Genomic DNA, 17205 nt, shown 5'->3' with positions numbered 1-17205 from the left:
CGATATTTCTCAGTGTACTCCCTTTTCTCAAAATCAACCATATTGAGGCGACAAATGAAAGAGAAGACGATCGAATGTCTTCGATCCGCCTTCTCTGAAGTACTGCCTGCTAGAATCGTTTATGCACTTCAAACGCGTAGAACGAATAACCGTACGGCGTTGCTCGCTGTATACCTTGCAACTTGACGTATCTCGCTGTGGTCGTCGTTAGACGGATCGTCTGCTTGCCGTCTTTGCCTTCGATCGTTCCATCTTGATCTATCACATTGGTCCATTGTTCCTTGTCATTCGATACGAGGATTTTGAACGTTCTCGCGTGGGCTGCTTCCCAATCGATAACAATCGTATCGAAATCTTTCACTTCGCCCAGATCCACCGTAAACCAAGAATCATCCGTATAGTTGCTTGACCATCTCGTTCCATAAACCCCGTCTACTGCTTGATCGGGAGATAGATCTGGTCTGGCCGATTCCACGGATGAGGCCTCGGCCTTCTGATGCAGAGCCAGATCGCTGCCTAGCAGATGATCGACATCCGTCTGCACGATATCATACGCCTTCTCCGACATCAGCGCCTTTTCACGCCCAATGTTCAGGATGATATTCATATCTCTCAAATGCTTCATTGCTTTCTCTATGTCGCCTTGTTCCTGAAATTTCTTCACAACATCTAACAGGACTTGCACCGCACGAGCGTTCCCACGGGTCGTGAAATTCCCCTCCGCTTCGAGACGTGTAACCACCTTGATCATCTCGTCGACACTTGTGGTGACCTCAATCCAGATCGTTTTTTTGGCCGTGTTGCCTACCATATCAATCGCTGTAATGTCCAATCGGTGTTTGCCGGGCTTTCCTGCAAGATCGATCGTCGATCCTGCTTGATATGTTCCGCGATCGAATACCGCCTTCACATCCGCGATTCCACTATCCTCATCAAGGGCGTCCCATGTAAAACTGAATGCCTCGGATTCCGGCACGGTCGCATCACCTAGCAATTCCTTGCCATTCATCGACACGTTGATCGTCGGAGCCGTAAAATCCGTCTTCTGGTAGGTTCCTTTCAAGAATTGATACAACCAATCATACAAAATGCGAGTTTTCGGAACCGTACTCTTCGCAGCTTCATATACCGCGTCGTTGCCTTGATAATAGGCTTTAAAAACATTGGGCTGCATATATCCATACTTGACTCCAGCGTCTAGATACTCAATATACCGCTTGCGGAATACATCATCCGTGATCATGCGGTTATCGAACTCCATTTCAATGCCCATTCCATACTGCTTCGCAATATTAGCGGCATCTTCAAGACGATTAATATTCATTTCCTCGAAGAAATAGTTCGGCTGATAGGCAGCAGCATCCATTCCAAGATCTTTCCAGAGGAAGCTCTTGTACGCGTTGAAATGTGGAACCCAGAACAGCTTCAAATTCTTCTCATGAACAAGACGGCTTACGGTACGAACCAACTCTTCGCCTGCGCTGTTGCCACTTACCTCCTCGTCAAGCCAATACATCCCTGCAAGCTCCAGATGGGTATAGTTCCCTTCATCCCATTTTGCTTTCGCTTGTTCAAGCCACCATTTGATCGCTTTCTCCCGATTCGCGGCTGCAGCCTCTTCGCCAACAACGCCGGCATTGAAATTCTCTGAGATGCCGTCACCATCCACATCGCCAAAATCGGTTAGCCAAAAGCCTGGATTTGGGATCATTAATCCAACTTTCACTTTATGATCCGGTTGATTCAGCTTAAGAGCCACTTCCTTGGCTGCTTCCTCTAGCTGCCGGATGTCCCCATGTTCCACGTTATAAGTCTTCTCGAGATGCCACTTCCAGTCTTCGATCGTCCCATTTCCTAATCCAACATCCCGGCCGCTTGGCGAAGAACCTGCAGCAAAGAACACACTGTCGAACAACCAGTCTACCGGTTCGCCATGTTCATTTACATAGCTGATGAACGGGATGACTTTTTCCTTCGGGAAATCACCTTTGCCTCCTGCATAATAACCGTTCGGTAGGAACACGAGATTGTGAACGCCAGAGGTGGCTTCTCCCACTTCCTGATAAGCCGGATGATACGGAGGTACTTCAACAGCTCCATCTTGTTGTCCGTCGGCACCCCAGATTTCGATTTCATCAATGAAGATCAATGCCGTGACATGGGTGTAAAAAGAGACTTTGACATAGCGGGCATAAGCCATCATTGCATCCGGATTGGACGGCAGCCCCGTCTTGCTTCCTTCCCATTCATAGGTCTGCTCTCTCGGCGGACCGCTCTGCAAAAATTTCAGGGTTGGTAAATTCGCAACGGTCCCCCAATTTTCTTTATCATTCGATACATATACAGATACAGTCAGTGGAAACAAGATGTTATGCGCGCCATAATCCTCCAAAAAGTGCGCCTTTACACTGCCGATCGACTTCTTCTCACCTAGATCAAATACGACGGTGCGCATTTTTTGATCCAAATGCCCCGTCCAAGCCGGATCATTATAGTCTTGCACATTGCCATACTTTCCGTCCGTAAGTGCTTTCCCGGTATCGGGATGAGAGGAAATTGGATCGACTGACCATTCATAGTCGAGTCCTGCGGCAAGATTGCGCAAACCCGATTGGTCTGTTCGTTCTGGTTGCTCGGGTGCTTCGTGCGCTTGGGCTTTCAGATTCATCGTCAACATGATGGCTACAACCAGAACAATAGATAAGCATGTTATGAACGATTTCATTTCTTTGCCTCCTTTGGCATATGTAGTTGTGATTTCAGGGTTAGTATGTTGGGACTAGCGAGCCTTTGCAATATACTTTTATGAACTTGGATATACATTTATTTACTTTTCAAGGATTGTTTGTGTATCAAAAATCGTGCGAAATTATTGTTCGGCACTTCAAATTATGTTGCTTGCTTCTACCCAAAATTCCCCATTATGATAAATTCATGCGGAAGAACGGGCCCGGAAATGCCGCAATCGATCGGTGAAAGGAGAAGGTTATGAGAGCAACCAGTCAGCCAGGTAAGCGCGTCTCTTTTCGCTTACGTGAGAATATGCAGCTGTATTTGATCATGCTGCCTGTCCTGCTGCATATTTTTATTTTCAGCTATATTCCTATGTACGGGATCGTCATCGCATTTCAGAATTATTACCCGGGAAAACCTTTCTTCTCTTTTGAAAGCGCTAACTGGGTTGGGCTGCAGCATTTTATCGATTTTTTTAGCGGTCCTTATTTCGGAAGGCTGATGCGCAACACGTTTTTACTCAGTTTTTACACGCTTGTCTTCGGCTTTTGGGTGCCAATTCTATTCGCCCTTCTACTTAATGAGCTGAAGAGCGGTATTTTCAAGAAATTCGTACAGACGGCAAGCTACTTGCCTCACTTTATTTCCAACGTTGTCGTTGCCGGCATGGTCTTGTCCTTCATTAATGCGGACGGCATTATCAATGCGATGGTGAAGCTGTTCGGCGGCGAATCGACGGTTGCGTTGAATACGGAGGCAGGCTATTTTCCTGCCATCTATACGATCACGAACATCTGGAAATCTTTTGGTTGGAGCAGCATTCTCTATCTGGCCTCGATGTCCTCCGTCGATCCGCATCAATATGAAGCGGCCAAAATGGACGGCGCTAATCGATTCAAGCAAATGCTCCATATTACGTTGCCTTCCATTCGTCCGACAATTTTCATCTTGCTGATCTTTGCCGTTGGAAATTTATTGTCAGCGAACAGCGAATTTATTCTACTTATTTATAATCCGATGGTCTATGAGACGGCGGATGTCATCGGCACTTACTTGTACCGTGACGGCCTGCTCGGCGGCAATTTCAGCTCGGGTACGGCAGTAGGCTTATTCATCTCGCTCATCAATTTCTCTTTGCTCTACATTGCCAATACATTAAGCCGCAAATATTCTGACTACGCCTTATGGTAAGGAGGAGTTCGATGATAGCCTCGCTCAAGAGGAATCCGAACGCGATTCGGCAAGGCTCCGTCCTTGTCGATGTCGTCTTGCTCGTGATCGCACTCATCATTTGTTTCATTACACTATATCCTTTTTATTTCGTCATCATCATGTCCATCAGCAATCCCCAAGAAGTCGCTGCCATGAACGTATTCTGGTTCCCCAAAGGGTTCTTTCTCGGCTCCTATGAACTCATTGTCCGAGACACCAAAATGTGGTGGGCCTACTCGAATACGTTAATCTATGTATCCGCGGGAGCGTTCTTGAATTGTCTCATGGCCGTGCTCGGTGCTTATCCACTGACGGTACGCGGACTAATCGGGCGCAAATGGGTTGTAGCGTTCATCCTGATCCCGATGTATTTCGCCGGCGGATTGATTCCATCGTACCTGCTGGTGAACCAGCTCGGGCTATACAACACCATGTTCGCCGTCATCATTCCCGGCATGGTGAGCATCTGGAACATCATTCTCGTCCGGACGTTCTTCGCGACGATCCCGGAAGGGCTGAAAGAATCCGCTTTTATTGACGGTGCCTCACACTGGCAGATGCTGTTCCGAGTCGTCCTGCCGATATCCAAACCGATTATCGCGGTCATTGCCATCTATTCGATCGTCGCCATTTGGAACAGTTGGTTCGATGCGCTCGTCTATCTGCCGAATGAGAAGCTGCATCCGCTGCAGATGTATCTCTACCGCGTCGTGGTACAGCAATCGGTTGATTTGAAGACGCTTTCGCTCCAAGATACCCGAAATGCCGTAGAGAACATGTTATCGAACATTCAATTGAAATATGCCATCATCGTCTTTACGACACTACCCGTTATTTTTACCTATCCATTATTTCAGAAATATTTCATCAAGGGCGCTCTGCTAGGTTCATTAAAAGAATAGAAGTATAAACATTTAATTATAGGGGGAATTCGTCCATGAAGCTTTGGAAAAGAACATTTCTATCCGGGTTGACGGCTGTGTTGCTCGTCGGATCCGTCGCTGCTTGCAGCAGCAAAACCGATAATGACGCGAGCGGCACGAAGCAGGAAGGCAACGGCAGCACCACTTCTTCCGAACAGAAGGTTACGAAACTAAAAATGCTCGGCCCCGCCGGCATTAACAAATATATTAAATACGATGATCGCGAGAATTACCCGGTATGGAGCGAGATCGACAAGCTGCTGAAGAATGAAGGACTCGAGCTGGACAACGAATTTGTCCCTGCAGAACAATATGAAGTGGTGCTCAAGACAAGAATGGCGTCGGGATCCAATCTGCCTGACATCGTGAACATCTCGAAGCTGGATAATACAACCGTGCTAAACCTTGCGAAGCAAGGCGTGCTGCTCGACCTGAACCCTCTCATCGAGAAGTACAGCAACGGCAACATCAAGAAAATGTACGACCAAGAGTTCCCTTACGCGAGAAAATCGACGACCTCTCCGGACGGCAAAATGTACTGGTTCAGCAATCTGCACAAAAAGACATACCAAGGCAAAGATCCGGCGCCGGTCTCCCTTACGATGCTCATCCGCAAAGATTGGCTTGAAAAGCTCAATCTCCCCGTTCCGACAACGGCTGATGAATATCTGGAGACACTCAAGAAATTCAGAGCGCTTGATGCCAATGGCAACGGCAAACAGGACGAGGTGCTCGCCTACAATTATCCTGGTCAATTCACGGGTGCGATCGCCCAATGGTTCGGGCTAGGTTCGGGCATTACAGCCGTTGATGTCGAGAACAAAAAAATCGTATCTCCATGGTATCAAGAAGGCGTTAAGGATTACTTCCGCTATATGCAGCGGCTCGTAAAGGAAGGCGTGCTCGATACAAGCCTCATTGAAGCGACAGGTGAGCAGAATCAACAGAAAATGACGGATAATCAAATAGCTTCCCTGCACGACTATAATTTGGAGAATTATCAAGAACCGACAATTAAAGGCGGAGGCGAATTCCTGCCGCTCATGCCGCTGAAGGCTGTTGAGGGAATCACGCCAGCCATGCAACAGGAGCCTCACTTCCTTATTTTCAATAAATATGCCATTACAAAAGATTGCAAAGACCCCGCGGCAGCCATTAAATTCTTCGATATGGTCTACTCAGAGAAATATGCGGATCTGATGTTCTGGGGCATTGAAGGACAGACCTATAAAGTCGAGAGCAACGGTGCAAAAGTATATCTGAACAACGGACCGGCGGAAGAATTAGCGAAAACGAAACAGGTGACGGGCAACATGCTGCTCGGCGATACCGTCTTCCCGCGCGTGCAGTTCTCCAACCTGGAGTACGAGCTTTCCAGTGCGCCGAAATATAAAGCGGATAATGAACTGCAAGTCCTGACCTACAAGCCGTATTATGTCAACATGAACAACAACTTCTTAGCGATTCCGGATGACAAGCAATTAGAGACGAAGACCAAAATATTGACGAACCTGAACACTTACTCCACGGAGCTTGCAACAAAGCTGGCGTTAGGTCAAAAATCGCTTGATGACTGGGATCAATATATCGCGGAACTGAAAAAGCTTGGCCTCGACCAATTGATTGAAATCGATCAACAATTGCTTGACAGGTACAACAGCATCCAGTAACGTTACAAAAAAAGGAAAATGGCAGACCTCACACAACATGATGGACTGCCATTTTCTTTCATTGATCTTGATGGATTCCATGCCGAAGGAGGGACACATTTGGATAAGAAAAGATTCGGAAACCGCACGTTTCGAAATATATTTATGTCCTACACCGCCATCCTGATTATTCCCATCATCATCTTTAGTAGCTTGAACGCACATCGGAACATCCTGGAGGAACAGCGTCAGCAATATGACAAACATGCGTCGGATGCCAAGCGGATCGCGGATATGGTAGACAACAAATTAAATGAACTCAAACAATTCGGCAAAACGATGAGCAGCAAAACATGGGTTAGAAAACTCATGCAAAATACGAACGTGTATGATCAGGAATTCGATTTATTAAAAATGATTGAGCTTCGGAAAGACCTGGACAATGATGTGAATTCCATGGGCATTCTCTCCTTCGGCATGGTTTTTTTCCCTGAGAAGCAATGGGTCCTGTCTTCCATTGGCAATTTCCAAGCAGACGATTTCTTCTCGCATGTCGCTGTATTCGACCCAGCCACACAGCACACGATGCAAAGTTCCACAGCCGATTTCAAAATTATGCAGCCGGTCGCCTTGGAGCTATGGGATATCAAAAAACGCGTTATTCCTGTCCTTCAAAGCTTAGAGGTCGTGAATCAACCGCGAGCTGTTTTGGTTCTTTATATTGATAGCGCTTACTTCTCGGATTATATGCATCGTTTCGCAGGTACCGAGTTTAAAGATATCTCCATTTCTGCACATCGTTCAAGCGTATATAAGCAAACACAGAGCACTTCAGACGTGCAAAGTGGTAGCGAAAGAGCTTATACGATTGATCTGCCATCTCAAGCGAGTGAATGGCAATACAGCATCTCCTATACGGACAGCAGTGGGGTATGGATCCATAATCTATTCAGCTCCTTGCTGGCCATTCTTATATCGATCGCCGTTGGCACCTGCTCGGCCTTTGTGTTAACTCGCATCACCTATCGCCCGCTTCACGCCCTGCTGAACAAGCTCTCAGTTGCTGTTCGGTACGACGATGAGAGGAATGGAACCGCCTCCGGTTCCGAGTATAACTATATCGAGAAATCAATTGACCGATTGCTGCATGAGAACCTGGAGCTTCAACAATCCATGCAGGCATTTGAAAGCGCTGCCAGATCGAATATGTTTCTTCGTTTGTTAAAAGGTTATTTTCCAGAGGATCAGCACATCAACGGACTTGCAAAATTCGGGATCCGTTACAACGAGGACATGTTCTATTGCACAATGCTGGTCAGCCTTCACGGCATTCACGAGGTTACCGATATTGCTAAAATTCGAAAAATAGAGATGATCACGATGCTGGTCGTCGAGAAAGTCATGCAGCATTATCGCCTGGACTATGAGCTGTTCGAGATCACCAACGCGGACAAAGCGCTGATTGTATCCTCCGATAATCGTTTTGGAGACGATGGGATGATCGAACAGATTGCCTCCGAAGTTGCAGCTGAAATTGAACAGAACTGCGGATTTCATCTGGACGTCTTGCATGGTACCGTGGAGCAAGGTCTTGTCGGCATTAGCAAATCCTATTACGCAGCCCATGAACAATTGCAGTATCTATTATTTTCACGCGGGCATATCCGTACGATGCAGGAAGAGATACTGGACGAAGTCGATTACTACTATCCGACCGACTGGGAAGTGCAGCTGATCAACAATCTGAAAGTTGGCAATCTGGATACGTCCATGCACATACTGCAAGAGATTAGTAGCGAGAATGAGAAACGTCAACTATCGGATCACAGTACGGTTCGACTGGTCTCGTTACTGATGGAAACGATGCTCCGCGTGCTTCACGAGGTGAATCTCGATACGGGCATTTATGCCAAACAATTCGCCAGTATGGTTAGTGCGGGGAACACCATTGCGATGTGGAGCTATGTCTATGAAGTAGGGACGCTAATCTGTGAGAGAAATCGGTATTCGAACACCTCCTCCACGATGGAGGTTGGCAGCAAATTGCTGCAATATGTCAATGAGAACTATACAAGTGCCGACGTATCGCTTAAAAAGCTAGCCGAAATGTTCCAAATGTCGACGTCGAACGTCTCAAAGATTTTTAAAGAGGTAACCGGGATCAATTTTTATGATTATCTATGCCGTCTGCGGATGGAAATGGCAAAAGAGTTGCTTCGGGAGAAGAAATGCGCCATCGATGCGATCGCGCTTCGGGTGGGGTATGAGAATGTATACTCGTTCAAGAGGGCTTTTACCCGGTATGAGGGGATTAAGCCGGATGAGTATATGCAGATGGCGATTTAAGGTGGAACTAGAGAACAAGATACAGAAAGCGCCGTATAACTGTCTATGTCTACGTGTGAAGGAGCCTTCTCTGCAAGTGCGAGGGGCTCTTATTTATCTTAAAATATGATACAATTGATACCTATTCTAATTAGAACTGTATCAGGAGGACAAACATAATGGCAAAAACAAAAATCCCAAAACGTCCAACACGTGATGAATTTGTGTTAGAGGAGTTAGGAAATCAAATTACTGAAGCTTTTCATGAAAAATCAGAGGTATTACTTACGGTATGGGGATGGGAAGAACAAGCTCGTGGACAGATTGTCCATCTAGATTCAAGAACCAGTAAAGTTCATGTTGAACAAGGAAGCGAGACAATAAAAGTTCCCTTTATGGATATTATGAGAATTGATTATCCAAGGGACTAAATCAAAGAACCTTCCCACCCTTGTTCCCTAAGGAAACAAAGGCAAAGAAGGCCAATTAGAGCATAACAAGCTCAACTAAATTTTTAGCTCCCCAAGCTTGATCAACTCGACAACCGCTTGCGAACGACCCTTTACATTGAGTTTCTGCATTACATTGGAAATGTGGTTTGAAATACACCATGATTTTTTCACACCAGGGCTAATGGCGTTTGGATTTCAACCTCACCCGTAACATTCACCGTGATTTGTTTGATCAATGTATTTAGAATCAGCCGTAATGGATCCTGATTGTCAAATCGAAGCTCAACAAGTTCATGAATGGCCGTGCGAATCTCTTCACGTATAACATGAAGGTTAAGTGTCTCTTCATTCACGCCTTTTATATGATCTAACCGTTGTTGCATACTGCCTATTTCTCGCTCGTACATTTCCTTTTCATACGAATACTGCTGTTCGTCTAGATCATCTAGCATCTTTTGCTTCCTTAATTGAAATAATAAATTCCGGTTGGTATCTATGGCTTTCTCGAGTCTTTTTGTCTCCTTACCTTTAGTTTCTTCTGCAATATTGTTCTTCTTGATTCTCTGTATGCTGTCATTCACAATTGTCTCGATAGGAACAGCTATTTTTAGTTTCTGACTTATTTCATCTAATATGACATGACGTACATTGTCGTAAGGCAACGATAGATTATTCACACACCCCTTCTCCCCTTGCCTACGACGCGTTGAGCAAATAAGGTACCGGTATTCTCGAATTTCTTTTCTGGACTTGCTCCCATTTGATTTCATCATGACCATCGCTGACCCGCAATGTGTACAGAAGATGATGCCTGCAAATAGATTCACTCGGTTACGAATACCCCCTCTTGCTCCTCCGCTGCGTTGTAAACGTATTTCCTGTGCGCGATGAAATGTCTCATCTTCAATAATTGGCTCATGTGTCTTAAAGGCACTTCGTTCCCAAGTTTCTTTATCGCGCTGCACTTGTTTCTTAGACCTGTCTGCCATATTATTAATGTCATTGTAGATCTTCTTCATCTCGTATTTACTAAACACGTTATTCCCCGTATACACTTCGTTCATTAGTATTCTTTGAACACTAGAGATCCCCCATACGCCAGCTTTGTGAGAAGGTATCTCCTTTTCATTTAAATAGTTCACAATCGCCTTCACACCCAATTTATCCGTTGTATATAGTTTGTATATCATTTGTACGACCGATTTGGTCTCATCGTCCGGGGTTAGTGTCTTACGATTTCCGATCATGACTTTCTTGTATCCATAAGGCGTAATGCTTCCTGTAAAATTCCCCTTTAACGCAGACTGACGAATCCCCCGTTTGGATGACAAGCTAATTTGTTCACTCAACTTTTGATTCACTGCGGAAATAATTTGAAATTTCAATTCGTCATTATCTTTCGCCGAGTCATACCCTTCTTCGATGGATATTAATCTTATACCCAGAGCATCCACGAGAACTCTCTTTAGGTTCAAAGAATCTAGTGTATCCCTTGAAAACCGAGAGAGTGAAGCAAAGATGATATTCTTAATCCTTCCATGTTTCGCATCGGCGATTAGCCTCTGAATTTCATTCCGTGCCACAATGGATGTCCCCGTATCTCGGTCTTCGTAAATAAATTTCACATGTAAATGTAGAGCGTTCGCTTTCTCTTCACAGATTCCCAGCTGATGCTCAGGGCTGTCTTTTTGCGAATCCTTCATGGTCGATACCCTTACGTATATCGCGGTTTCGTCTTTCATAGGACTAGACACCACCCAGTCAAAGATTATTGCTCATCTTGGAGGACGATATGCTCATACTTCATCACAATTCTTTTGACGGCGTCCTTCACAAGTTCATCCAAGATTTGTTCCAGTGAACTCTCTCGAGCACATTCCTTGAACACAATTTTAATTGGTTTAGGTTCCATCCAGGCATCACCTCAAGTACACCTTATGGATCACCCAGATTGTCTTATGACAGAAAAAAACCGGAGAAGGACGATTTCCTTCTCCGGCAATACCGACGATATATCTTTCACACTTCAGTTCCGATTGCATAGCTTGTAGTACGATTATTTATGCTGTGGTAATACGACGACGCCTTGTAATTTTCTAGCAGTCACTCCAATAGGTTGAGGTGCTTGTACTTTTGGGCCTTTATGAAAAACTTCGACGACGCCCTTGCCCTTATTCACGTTGTTCACTGAATGACAGAAACACATTTGCCAGTCACCTCCGATTTCAAATCTTTGTATATCCTATGATAGATTCGACAATGAGGTTGGACGAAATTGACATGTTCATAAAAATAGTGAAATAGCTGCCATATCGTTAAGAGAGAGGGTTATGACAATTGATCGAACTGAACTGGTTAGAGTTGCTTATTCTGGCGCTGGCTTCATTTCGTTTGACCCATCTAATTGTATATGATGATATCATGGAATTTCTACGGAAACCATTTATCTCCGTGACTTACACGACCGATGATCAGGGGACAATCATTCGCGAAACGAGCATTCAAGGAACCGGAATACGATATTGGATTGGAACGCTACTAAGCTGCCACTGGTGCACTGGCATATGGTGTGCAATGGCTGTTGTTGCCGTATTCTACTATATCCCCGTTCTAAATCCGATTGTGGTGGTGTTCGCCGTCGCAGGAATTGCTGCATTAGTCGAATCCTATTTGTTAAGGAGATTGTAATCCGTCTATTTCAAATCACATCTCCTTGGAAATGTGATTACGCACCGTTTTCTCACTGATAAATAATTGCCCTGCAATGTCTCTCGTTGTTTTATCTTGTACCAACAGCTCGAATACTTCGCGCTCGCGATTCGTCAACAAAAATTTCGTTTTATGGTCGCTACCCTTCAATAGTATTGTCAGTCGTTAGGAGATGAAATGCACGTATGTAGATTTAATGCGGTATCCCGGGGCTTCCTCGTGATCAAGAAAATCGTTAGTTAGCTTGTTCTCCCGCTTCAGGCGGCTGTCCATCACAGAAATATCCGCTGCGGACGCCGCCAGCGTGCCACCAATCAACCTTGTTCGCCCGTCCTAACTTCACTTGCATACCTGAATGTTGAGTGCATAGGCAAGCTTCTTCGTCGCTTCCCATTTGAGCTTGTAGAACGTATATTCACTAATCGGAGGATCAAAAATCTGGTTGTATACCACGTAGTTATAGACTCGATCCTTCTTCGTCATCTCCGTCATGAGCAGCTTCTCCCGCTGCGGCAAATGTTCAATGATCTGCTCGATCCGCTCACAATATAGCTTACGCTTCTCCGGCTCGTCCACATTATAAATCGCGATATTCGCCGTCTTATCACTCGTCTGATTCGTCGATCCATGAAGGCGCTCTTGGTATGAGGCCGTTATGCTGCTCTCCCTAACTTCGAAGGTAATCGTCTTGAAAAATCGATACTTCTCCAGCGCGTCATCGACAGCGGCTTGCGTTCGTTTACGGTCCAATTCCTGTAACGTAGGGATAATCATTGGTTCCAATCGAGGTCCCTCCTTGTTCGTCTTGGTTAGACCATTATAGCATATTTCAGGAACATTTGTTCTTATTTTTTCGAGATATGGATTTGTTGCTTCGCTGCGTCCCAATGGACGTCGGCATCAAGATTCTCATATTGTTGTTCCAATTGTTTGGCTGCTTCTGTAGCAATCTGGAGGACTATGTGCTTCTCTCACAGTCCATAGCCTGTTGCTACAAGATCTTTGCCCCCATGCCCTGCGTCCCACATAACGGTATTCATGATTTGGATTCCCCCTTTCGGCTCTCGGCCCGTTCTGTCTTCTTGTCCAGTTCACTCCTCACCCACTCCGTAATTCGTGTCATGATCCATTCCGGGAACCAATTCCCCCACCCAGCGCTGATCGCATTCGCTGTCATCGACTGCAAATTGCGATACAGCACACCCACCGAAATGGCACCGAACAAAATGTCCGGCATTTGAAAAGCTTCATCGAGCAAATGCCCGCCTGCTGGCAATAATAGAATAAAAAAAGTGCGAAACACCCCGTCGATCCCGTATTTGCTAGCATAGGGTCGGTCTTTCTGGGCAGCGCGGACACCTGTGATCCAATCAAGTGCGACAAAGAAGACGAGTGCAATCATAACCCCACTCGACATCGTTCCACCTCCATAGAAAAAGTTAAATACCGGCGCTGCAACGACTCCAAAAATGAACGTCAACGCTTTATCTACCATGCCATTCCTCCTTTGAAATAAAATGCCCTCGGGGGTACCAAGGGCATAAAAATAGCGCCTGCTTAGAGAGCGCGCTTAAGGTGTGTTTATAATCGTGAAAATAACTAATGTTATTGCGCAGTATCATCCTACTCTACTAATTCGGGGTGACCATCAGCGATAAGGGCATCACAAACTTTCGTCCTAAATGCTTCCATTTCAGCTTGTAGGGACGTAATAATCTCTGCTTGGTCTTCAAGCTTATAGACTTCTACGAGCCCCAGCGAACCACCTCTTGCAATACGCTTCAATGCCTTGCGAAGCCGCTGCGAGCAGCATCGTCAGCTGCTCATTAGCCGGTCCATCCTGATCTGCCGTAAAGACGAAATTTCTAACATGTGCGAGTGTCGTTAACAGGGTCCATCACCTCATTTCCTTCGATCCTTGTTCGCATATTTACCGCCTCCCCTCAGTGTGAAAAATAAGAGATTCGAGTTGTCACCGATCCATGCCTACATTTGTTCGTACAGCCTTCATTATTAGGACTGCATATCGATTACTTGATTAGGCGTTCCGTGTTTCCCTCGAATCTCTATGGTATAAATTTACCACATAACAGAACAAGTGTTCTTATTTTGTTCTGTTTTATTCCTTTGATTTTTCTTTGGACACCTCTGTACGATAATGGGTAATCTGCACCGAATAAGGAACCCTCAACACAAAAAGGATAGGCCACCAAGAGTCAACTTTTGGCGCCTATCCTTTACTCGCTATCCATCCAATGGCGAATAAAAATGACCGTATCCAACCCTTTCTATTGAAAAAAAAAGAGCCATCATATATGATGGTATTGAAATAATTTTCATGGTTAATGGTTAAAATATTAAAATCTTTTTCACACATGAACACAGAGGGGTGCGAGTTTTGTCCAGCATTTTGAATGCCATTGAACAGCAGCTTGACACCTTTCATCAGCAAGAACGCAAGCTTGCCGACTACATCCTGAGCTTTCCGGGAAATGTAGTCAATATGGGCATTACCGAGCTTGCGGAACAATCCACGACGAGCGCAGCAACGGTGACGAGGTTCTGTAAATCCTTGCATTTTCGCGGGTTTCCAGACTTCAAGATGCGACTCGCCGCGGACATCGCGCAGAAGGAACAAGCGCAAGAGTATCAAGATATTGTCGCTGGCAACCCGCTTGCAAGTGTGGTTGCAGCCATCGAAGCCAATCACTTGCGTTCCATCGTTGATACAACACGTTTACTAGATCTTCATCAACTTGAACGCGCATTAGATGTGCTGCGAGAGGCGAAGTTGGTTGATGTATACGGCATGGCGACATCGGGGATCGTCGCACAGGATTTGTGCTACAAGCTAGGGCTTGTCGGCAAGAGAACACGATACAGCGCAGACTCACATCTACAGATCATCTCCGCTTCGAACCTGACACCGGGAGATGTCGCAATTGCGATCTCGCATTCCGGTGAGACCCAAGAGACGATTGATGCACTCAAATGTGCCAAAGAAAATGGGGCAACGACGATTTCATTAACGAAATACGGCAGTTCTACGGTATCGACCATGGCGGATATTCCATTGTTCACATCAACGATGGAAGCAGGCATGCGCCGAGGCGACATGGCATCCCGGATTGCACAGCTGCATGTCATTGATATCTTGTTCTCAGGTCTCGTCAGCGAGCAGTATACACGCTACATTCCACGTATTGAAAGATCGTATGAAATGGTACAGAAGTACCGCAATGATAAGGGGAGGTAATTTACCACATGAATATTTTGACTTTTGAGACGAATGAAGAATTGAACCAAGTCGGGGCGAACATTATCGCCAGCCTCGTGCAGACGAATCCTTATTCCGTTCTAGGACTTGCAACAGGTAGTACGCCAATCGGGATTTACCAAGAACTTATCCGTCAATATCAGAATGGTCTCGTGAGCTTCAAACATGTCACTTCCTTCAACTTAGATGAATACGTTGGCTTGCCTGAAGGTCATCAAGAGAGCTACCGTACATTCATGAACAACCAACTCTTTAACCATATCGATATTCCAATGGAACAAACGCATGTACCGAACGGTAATGCGGAAGATTTGCACGCGGAATGTCTAAGCTACGATGAGATGATGTCGACTTCCAAGCAAGTGGACATGCAATTGCTCGGCCTTGGCCACAATGGACATATTGGCTTCAATGAACCAGACGATACGCTGAACGGCGGAACGCATTTGGTAGAATTGAAAGAACAAACGCGTGAAGCGAATGCACGCTTCTTCAACTCCATTGATGAAGTTCCTACCCAAGCGATTACGATGGGTGTAGGTACGATCCTTAAAGCGAAAATGATCATCCTCGTCGTTCGCGGCAAAGACAAAGCTTCCATCGTGAAACGTGCGCTGCAAGGCCCAATCACAACCGATTGCCCGGCTTCCTTGCTTCAAACACACTCGAATGTTGTTGTACTACTCGACAAAGAAGCGGCAGGTGAATTGCAATGAGTACATCGGACCCATTTTTTATCGTTAACGCAAACGTCGTAACCCCGCAAGGAATCATCGAAAATGGTTGTGTACGTATCGAGAATGGAACGATTGTATTTGTTGGAACACAAGCGGAAGTGCCGGTCGCAGACCTTGCGGCATGGCAGCATGAAGCGCTTGATGCACAAGGCGGATGGATTATTCCTGGATTCATCGATGTGCATGTGCACGGTGGATACGGTGCCGACTTCATGGATTCGAACAAAGAAGTGCTCGATACCATTACGAAGTTCCACCTGAGCCAAGGGACCACAACCATTATGGCGACGACCATGACACAATCGCACGATGCGATTGAACGTGTCTTGGCAGAAGTCTACGAATATAAGAATAATTCCATGCCGTACGCACAAGTACATGGCGTACACATGGAAGGACCTTTCATTAACCCGAAATATAAAGGTGCACAGAACCCTGAATTCATGGTTGAAGCACGTGTGGATTGGCTGGAAGATTGGAATACGAAATATCCAGGCGTGATCAAGCAAATCTCCCTTGCTGCCGAGCGTAACGGCGCAATCAAAGCGATTCGTTGGGCCCGTTCGAACGGCATCAACGTCGCAGCAGCACATACGGATGCAACATACGAAGAGATGATGACGGCTGTCGAAGCGGGTCTGAACCAAGCGGTGCATACGTATAATGCGATGACGCCTCTAACGCATCGCGCGCCAGGTACAGTCGGTGCGGTCCTGAGTGAAGACCGGATCGTGGCAGAGCTAATCGCAGACTGCATTCACGTGCATCCGGCAGCAATGAAAGTTCTGGTAAAATGCAAGACGAACAACAACCTCGTGGTCATTACCGATGCGATGTCTGCTGCGGGTCTTGGCGATGGCGATTATGATCTTGGCGGTCTTGCCGTTGTGGCGAAGAACGGTGAAGCACGTCTGAAAGACGGTGGCTCCCTTGCGGGCAGCTTGCTGACGATGATTGTTGCATTCCAGAACATCATCCACCGCGTCGGCGTAAGCATCGAAGAAGCAGTACAGCTTACGAGCTACAACGCTGCGAAGCAGCTTGGTATCGATGATCGTACAGGCAGCATCCGTGCAGGTCTGCAAGCCGACTTGCTGCTGCTGGACACGGCCCTGAATATTCAATCCATTTGGGTCAAAGGCAACAAAGCCTAAAATTTAGCATTTCCCGATCCCATCGGCGGAATTC

The 17205-nt window shown here is 46.0% G+C and carries 14 protein-coding genes and 2 pseudogenes; 9 read left to right on the top strand and 7 right to left on the bottom strand.

From position 1 onward, the window contains the following. Positions 1 to 109: 109 nt before the first annotated feature. Positions 110 to 2725, bottom strand: a complete 2616-nt coding sequence (locus C558_RS32580; protein ID WP_018756938.1) for a DUF4855 domain-containing protein — start codon at positions 2723 to 2725, stop codon at positions 110 to 112. 263 nt (positions 2726 to 2988) lie between these two features. Here C558_RS32580 and C558_RS0114150 point away from each other — a divergent pair, with 263 nt between their 5' ends. The 5 genes from C558_RS0114150 (at position 2989) to C558_RS0114130 (ending at position 9273) form a co-directional block, all read left to right on the top strand. Then, the gene (locus C558_RS0114150) at positions 2989 to 3924 is read left to right on the top strand and encodes an ABC transporter permease (RefSeq protein WP_018756937.1); all 936 of its coding nucleotides are present in this window, start codon (positions 2989 to 2991) and stop codon (positions 3922 to 3924) included. Between the two features lie 11 nt (positions 3925 to 3935). Continuing rightward, positions 3936 to 4847, top strand: coding sequence for a carbohydrate ABC transporter permease (locus C558_RS0114145; protein ID WP_018756936.1), 912 nt, complete (start codon positions 3936 to 3938; stop codon positions 4845 to 4847). A 35-nt stretch (positions 4848 to 4882) separates the two neighbouring features. Continuing rightward, positions 4883 to 6538: an extracellular solute-binding protein gene (locus C558_RS0114140; protein ID WP_018756935.1), complete on the top strand. Its 1656-nt coding sequence runs from the start codon at positions 4883 to 4885 to the stop codon at positions 6536 to 6538. 99 nt (positions 6539 to 6637) lie between these two features. Continuing rightward, a complete protein-coding gene (locus tag C558_RS0114135) occupies positions 6638 to 8863 on the top strand; it encodes a helix-turn-helix transcriptional regulator (protein ID WP_018756934.1) in 2226 nt (741 codons plus the stop codon). 158 nt (positions 8864 to 9021) lie between these two features. Beyond that, positions 9022 to 9273 carry a YolD-like family protein gene (locus C558_RS0114130; protein ID WP_018756933.1) on the top strand — a complete coding sequence of 84 codons (252 nt, stop codon included), beginning with the start codon at positions 9022 to 9024 and terminating at the stop codon, positions 9271 to 9273. 75 nt (positions 9274 to 9348) lie between these two features. On the opposite strand, the pseudogene C558_RS33175 reads toward C558_RS0114130, so the two are convergent. The 3 genes and pseudogenes from C558_RS33175 to C558_RS33790 form a co-directional block, all read right to left on the bottom strand. Beyond that, a pseudogene (locus tag C558_RS33175) lies at positions 9349 to 9447 on the bottom strand (LuxR C-terminal-related transcriptional regulator); the annotation flags it as partial. A gap of 14 nt (positions 9448 to 9461) precedes the next feature. Beyond that, positions 9462 to 11036 (bottom strand): recombinase family protein, encoded by a 1575-nt coding sequence (locus tag C558_RS0114125; protein ID WP_018756932.1) that lies wholly within the window; start codon positions 11034 to 11036, stop codon positions 9462 to 9464. Between the two features lie 26 nt (positions 11037 to 11062). Further along, positions 11063 to 11206, bottom strand: coding sequence for a hypothetical protein (locus tag C558_RS33790; protein WP_018756931.1), 144 nt, complete (start codon positions 11204 to 11206; stop codon positions 11063 to 11065). A 425-nt stretch (positions 11207 to 11631) separates the two neighbouring features. Between C558_RS33790 and C558_RS0114110 the strand changes: the two genes are divergently transcribed. Continuing rightward, positions 11632 to 11982 carry a DUF1360 domain-containing protein gene (locus C558_RS0114110; RefSeq protein WP_018756929.1) on the top strand — a complete coding sequence of 117 codons (351 nt, stop codon included), beginning with the start codon at positions 11632 to 11634 and terminating at the stop codon, positions 11980 to 11982. A gap of 18 nt (positions 11983 to 12000) precedes the next feature. On the opposite strand, the pseudogene C558_RS33170 reads toward C558_RS0114110, so the two are convergent. The 3 genes and pseudogenes from C558_RS33170 to C558_RS0114095 all read right to left on the bottom strand — a co-directional run. Further along, a pseudogene (locus C558_RS33170) lies at positions 12001 to 12153 on the bottom strand (LuxR C-terminal-related transcriptional regulator); the annotation flags it as partial. A gap of 189 nt (positions 12154 to 12342) precedes the next feature. Further along, a complete protein-coding gene (locus C558_RS0114100) occupies positions 12343 to 12777 on the bottom strand; it encodes an ArpU family phage packaging/lysis transcriptional regulator (protein ID WP_156826135.1) in 435 nt (144 codons plus the stop codon). A gap of 262 nt (positions 12778 to 13039) precedes the next feature. Next, positions 13040 to 13498 carry a phage holin family protein gene (locus C558_RS0114095; protein ID WP_018756926.1) on the bottom strand — a complete coding sequence of 153 codons (459 nt, stop codon included), beginning with the start codon at positions 13496 to 13498 and terminating at the stop codon, positions 13040 to 13042. Between the two features lie 903 nt (positions 13499 to 14401). Here C558_RS0114095 and C558_RS0114090 point away from each other — a divergent pair. From C558_RS0114090 to nagA, 3 genes are read left to right on the top strand one after another with little or no spacing between them, the layout of a single operon-like run. Beyond that, positions 14402 to 15259, top strand: coding sequence for a MurR/RpiR family transcriptional regulator (locus C558_RS0114090; protein ID WP_018756925.1), 858 nt, complete (start codon positions 14402 to 14404; stop codon positions 15257 to 15259). An 8-nt stretch (positions 15260 to 15267) separates the two neighbouring features. Beyond that, positions 15268 to 15996 (top strand): glucosamine-6-phosphate deaminase, encoded by a 729-nt coding sequence (nagB, locus tag C558_RS0114085; RefSeq protein ID WP_018756924.1) that lies wholly within the window; start codon positions 15268 to 15270, stop codon positions 15994 to 15996. Then, on the top strand, positions 15993 to 17171 hold the full coding sequence (gene nagA / locus C558_RS0114080; RefSeq protein WP_018756923.1) for an N-acetylglucosamine-6-phosphate deacetylase: 1179 nt from the start codon (positions 15993 to 15995) through the stop codon (positions 17169 to 17171). The genes nagB and nagA overlap by 4 nt, the downstream gene beginning before the upstream one ends. Positions 17172 to 17205: the final 34 nt, after the last annotated feature.

The organism is Paenibacillus terrigena DSM 21567 (assembly GCF_000374845.1).
Taxonomy (GTDB): domain Bacteria; phylum Bacillota; class Bacilli; order Paenibacillales; family Paenibacillaceae; genus Paenibacillus_K; species Paenibacillus_K terrigena.
Note: the sequence above shows the minus strand (reverse complement) of the source record. Positions and strands in the feature narration are given on the sequence as shown.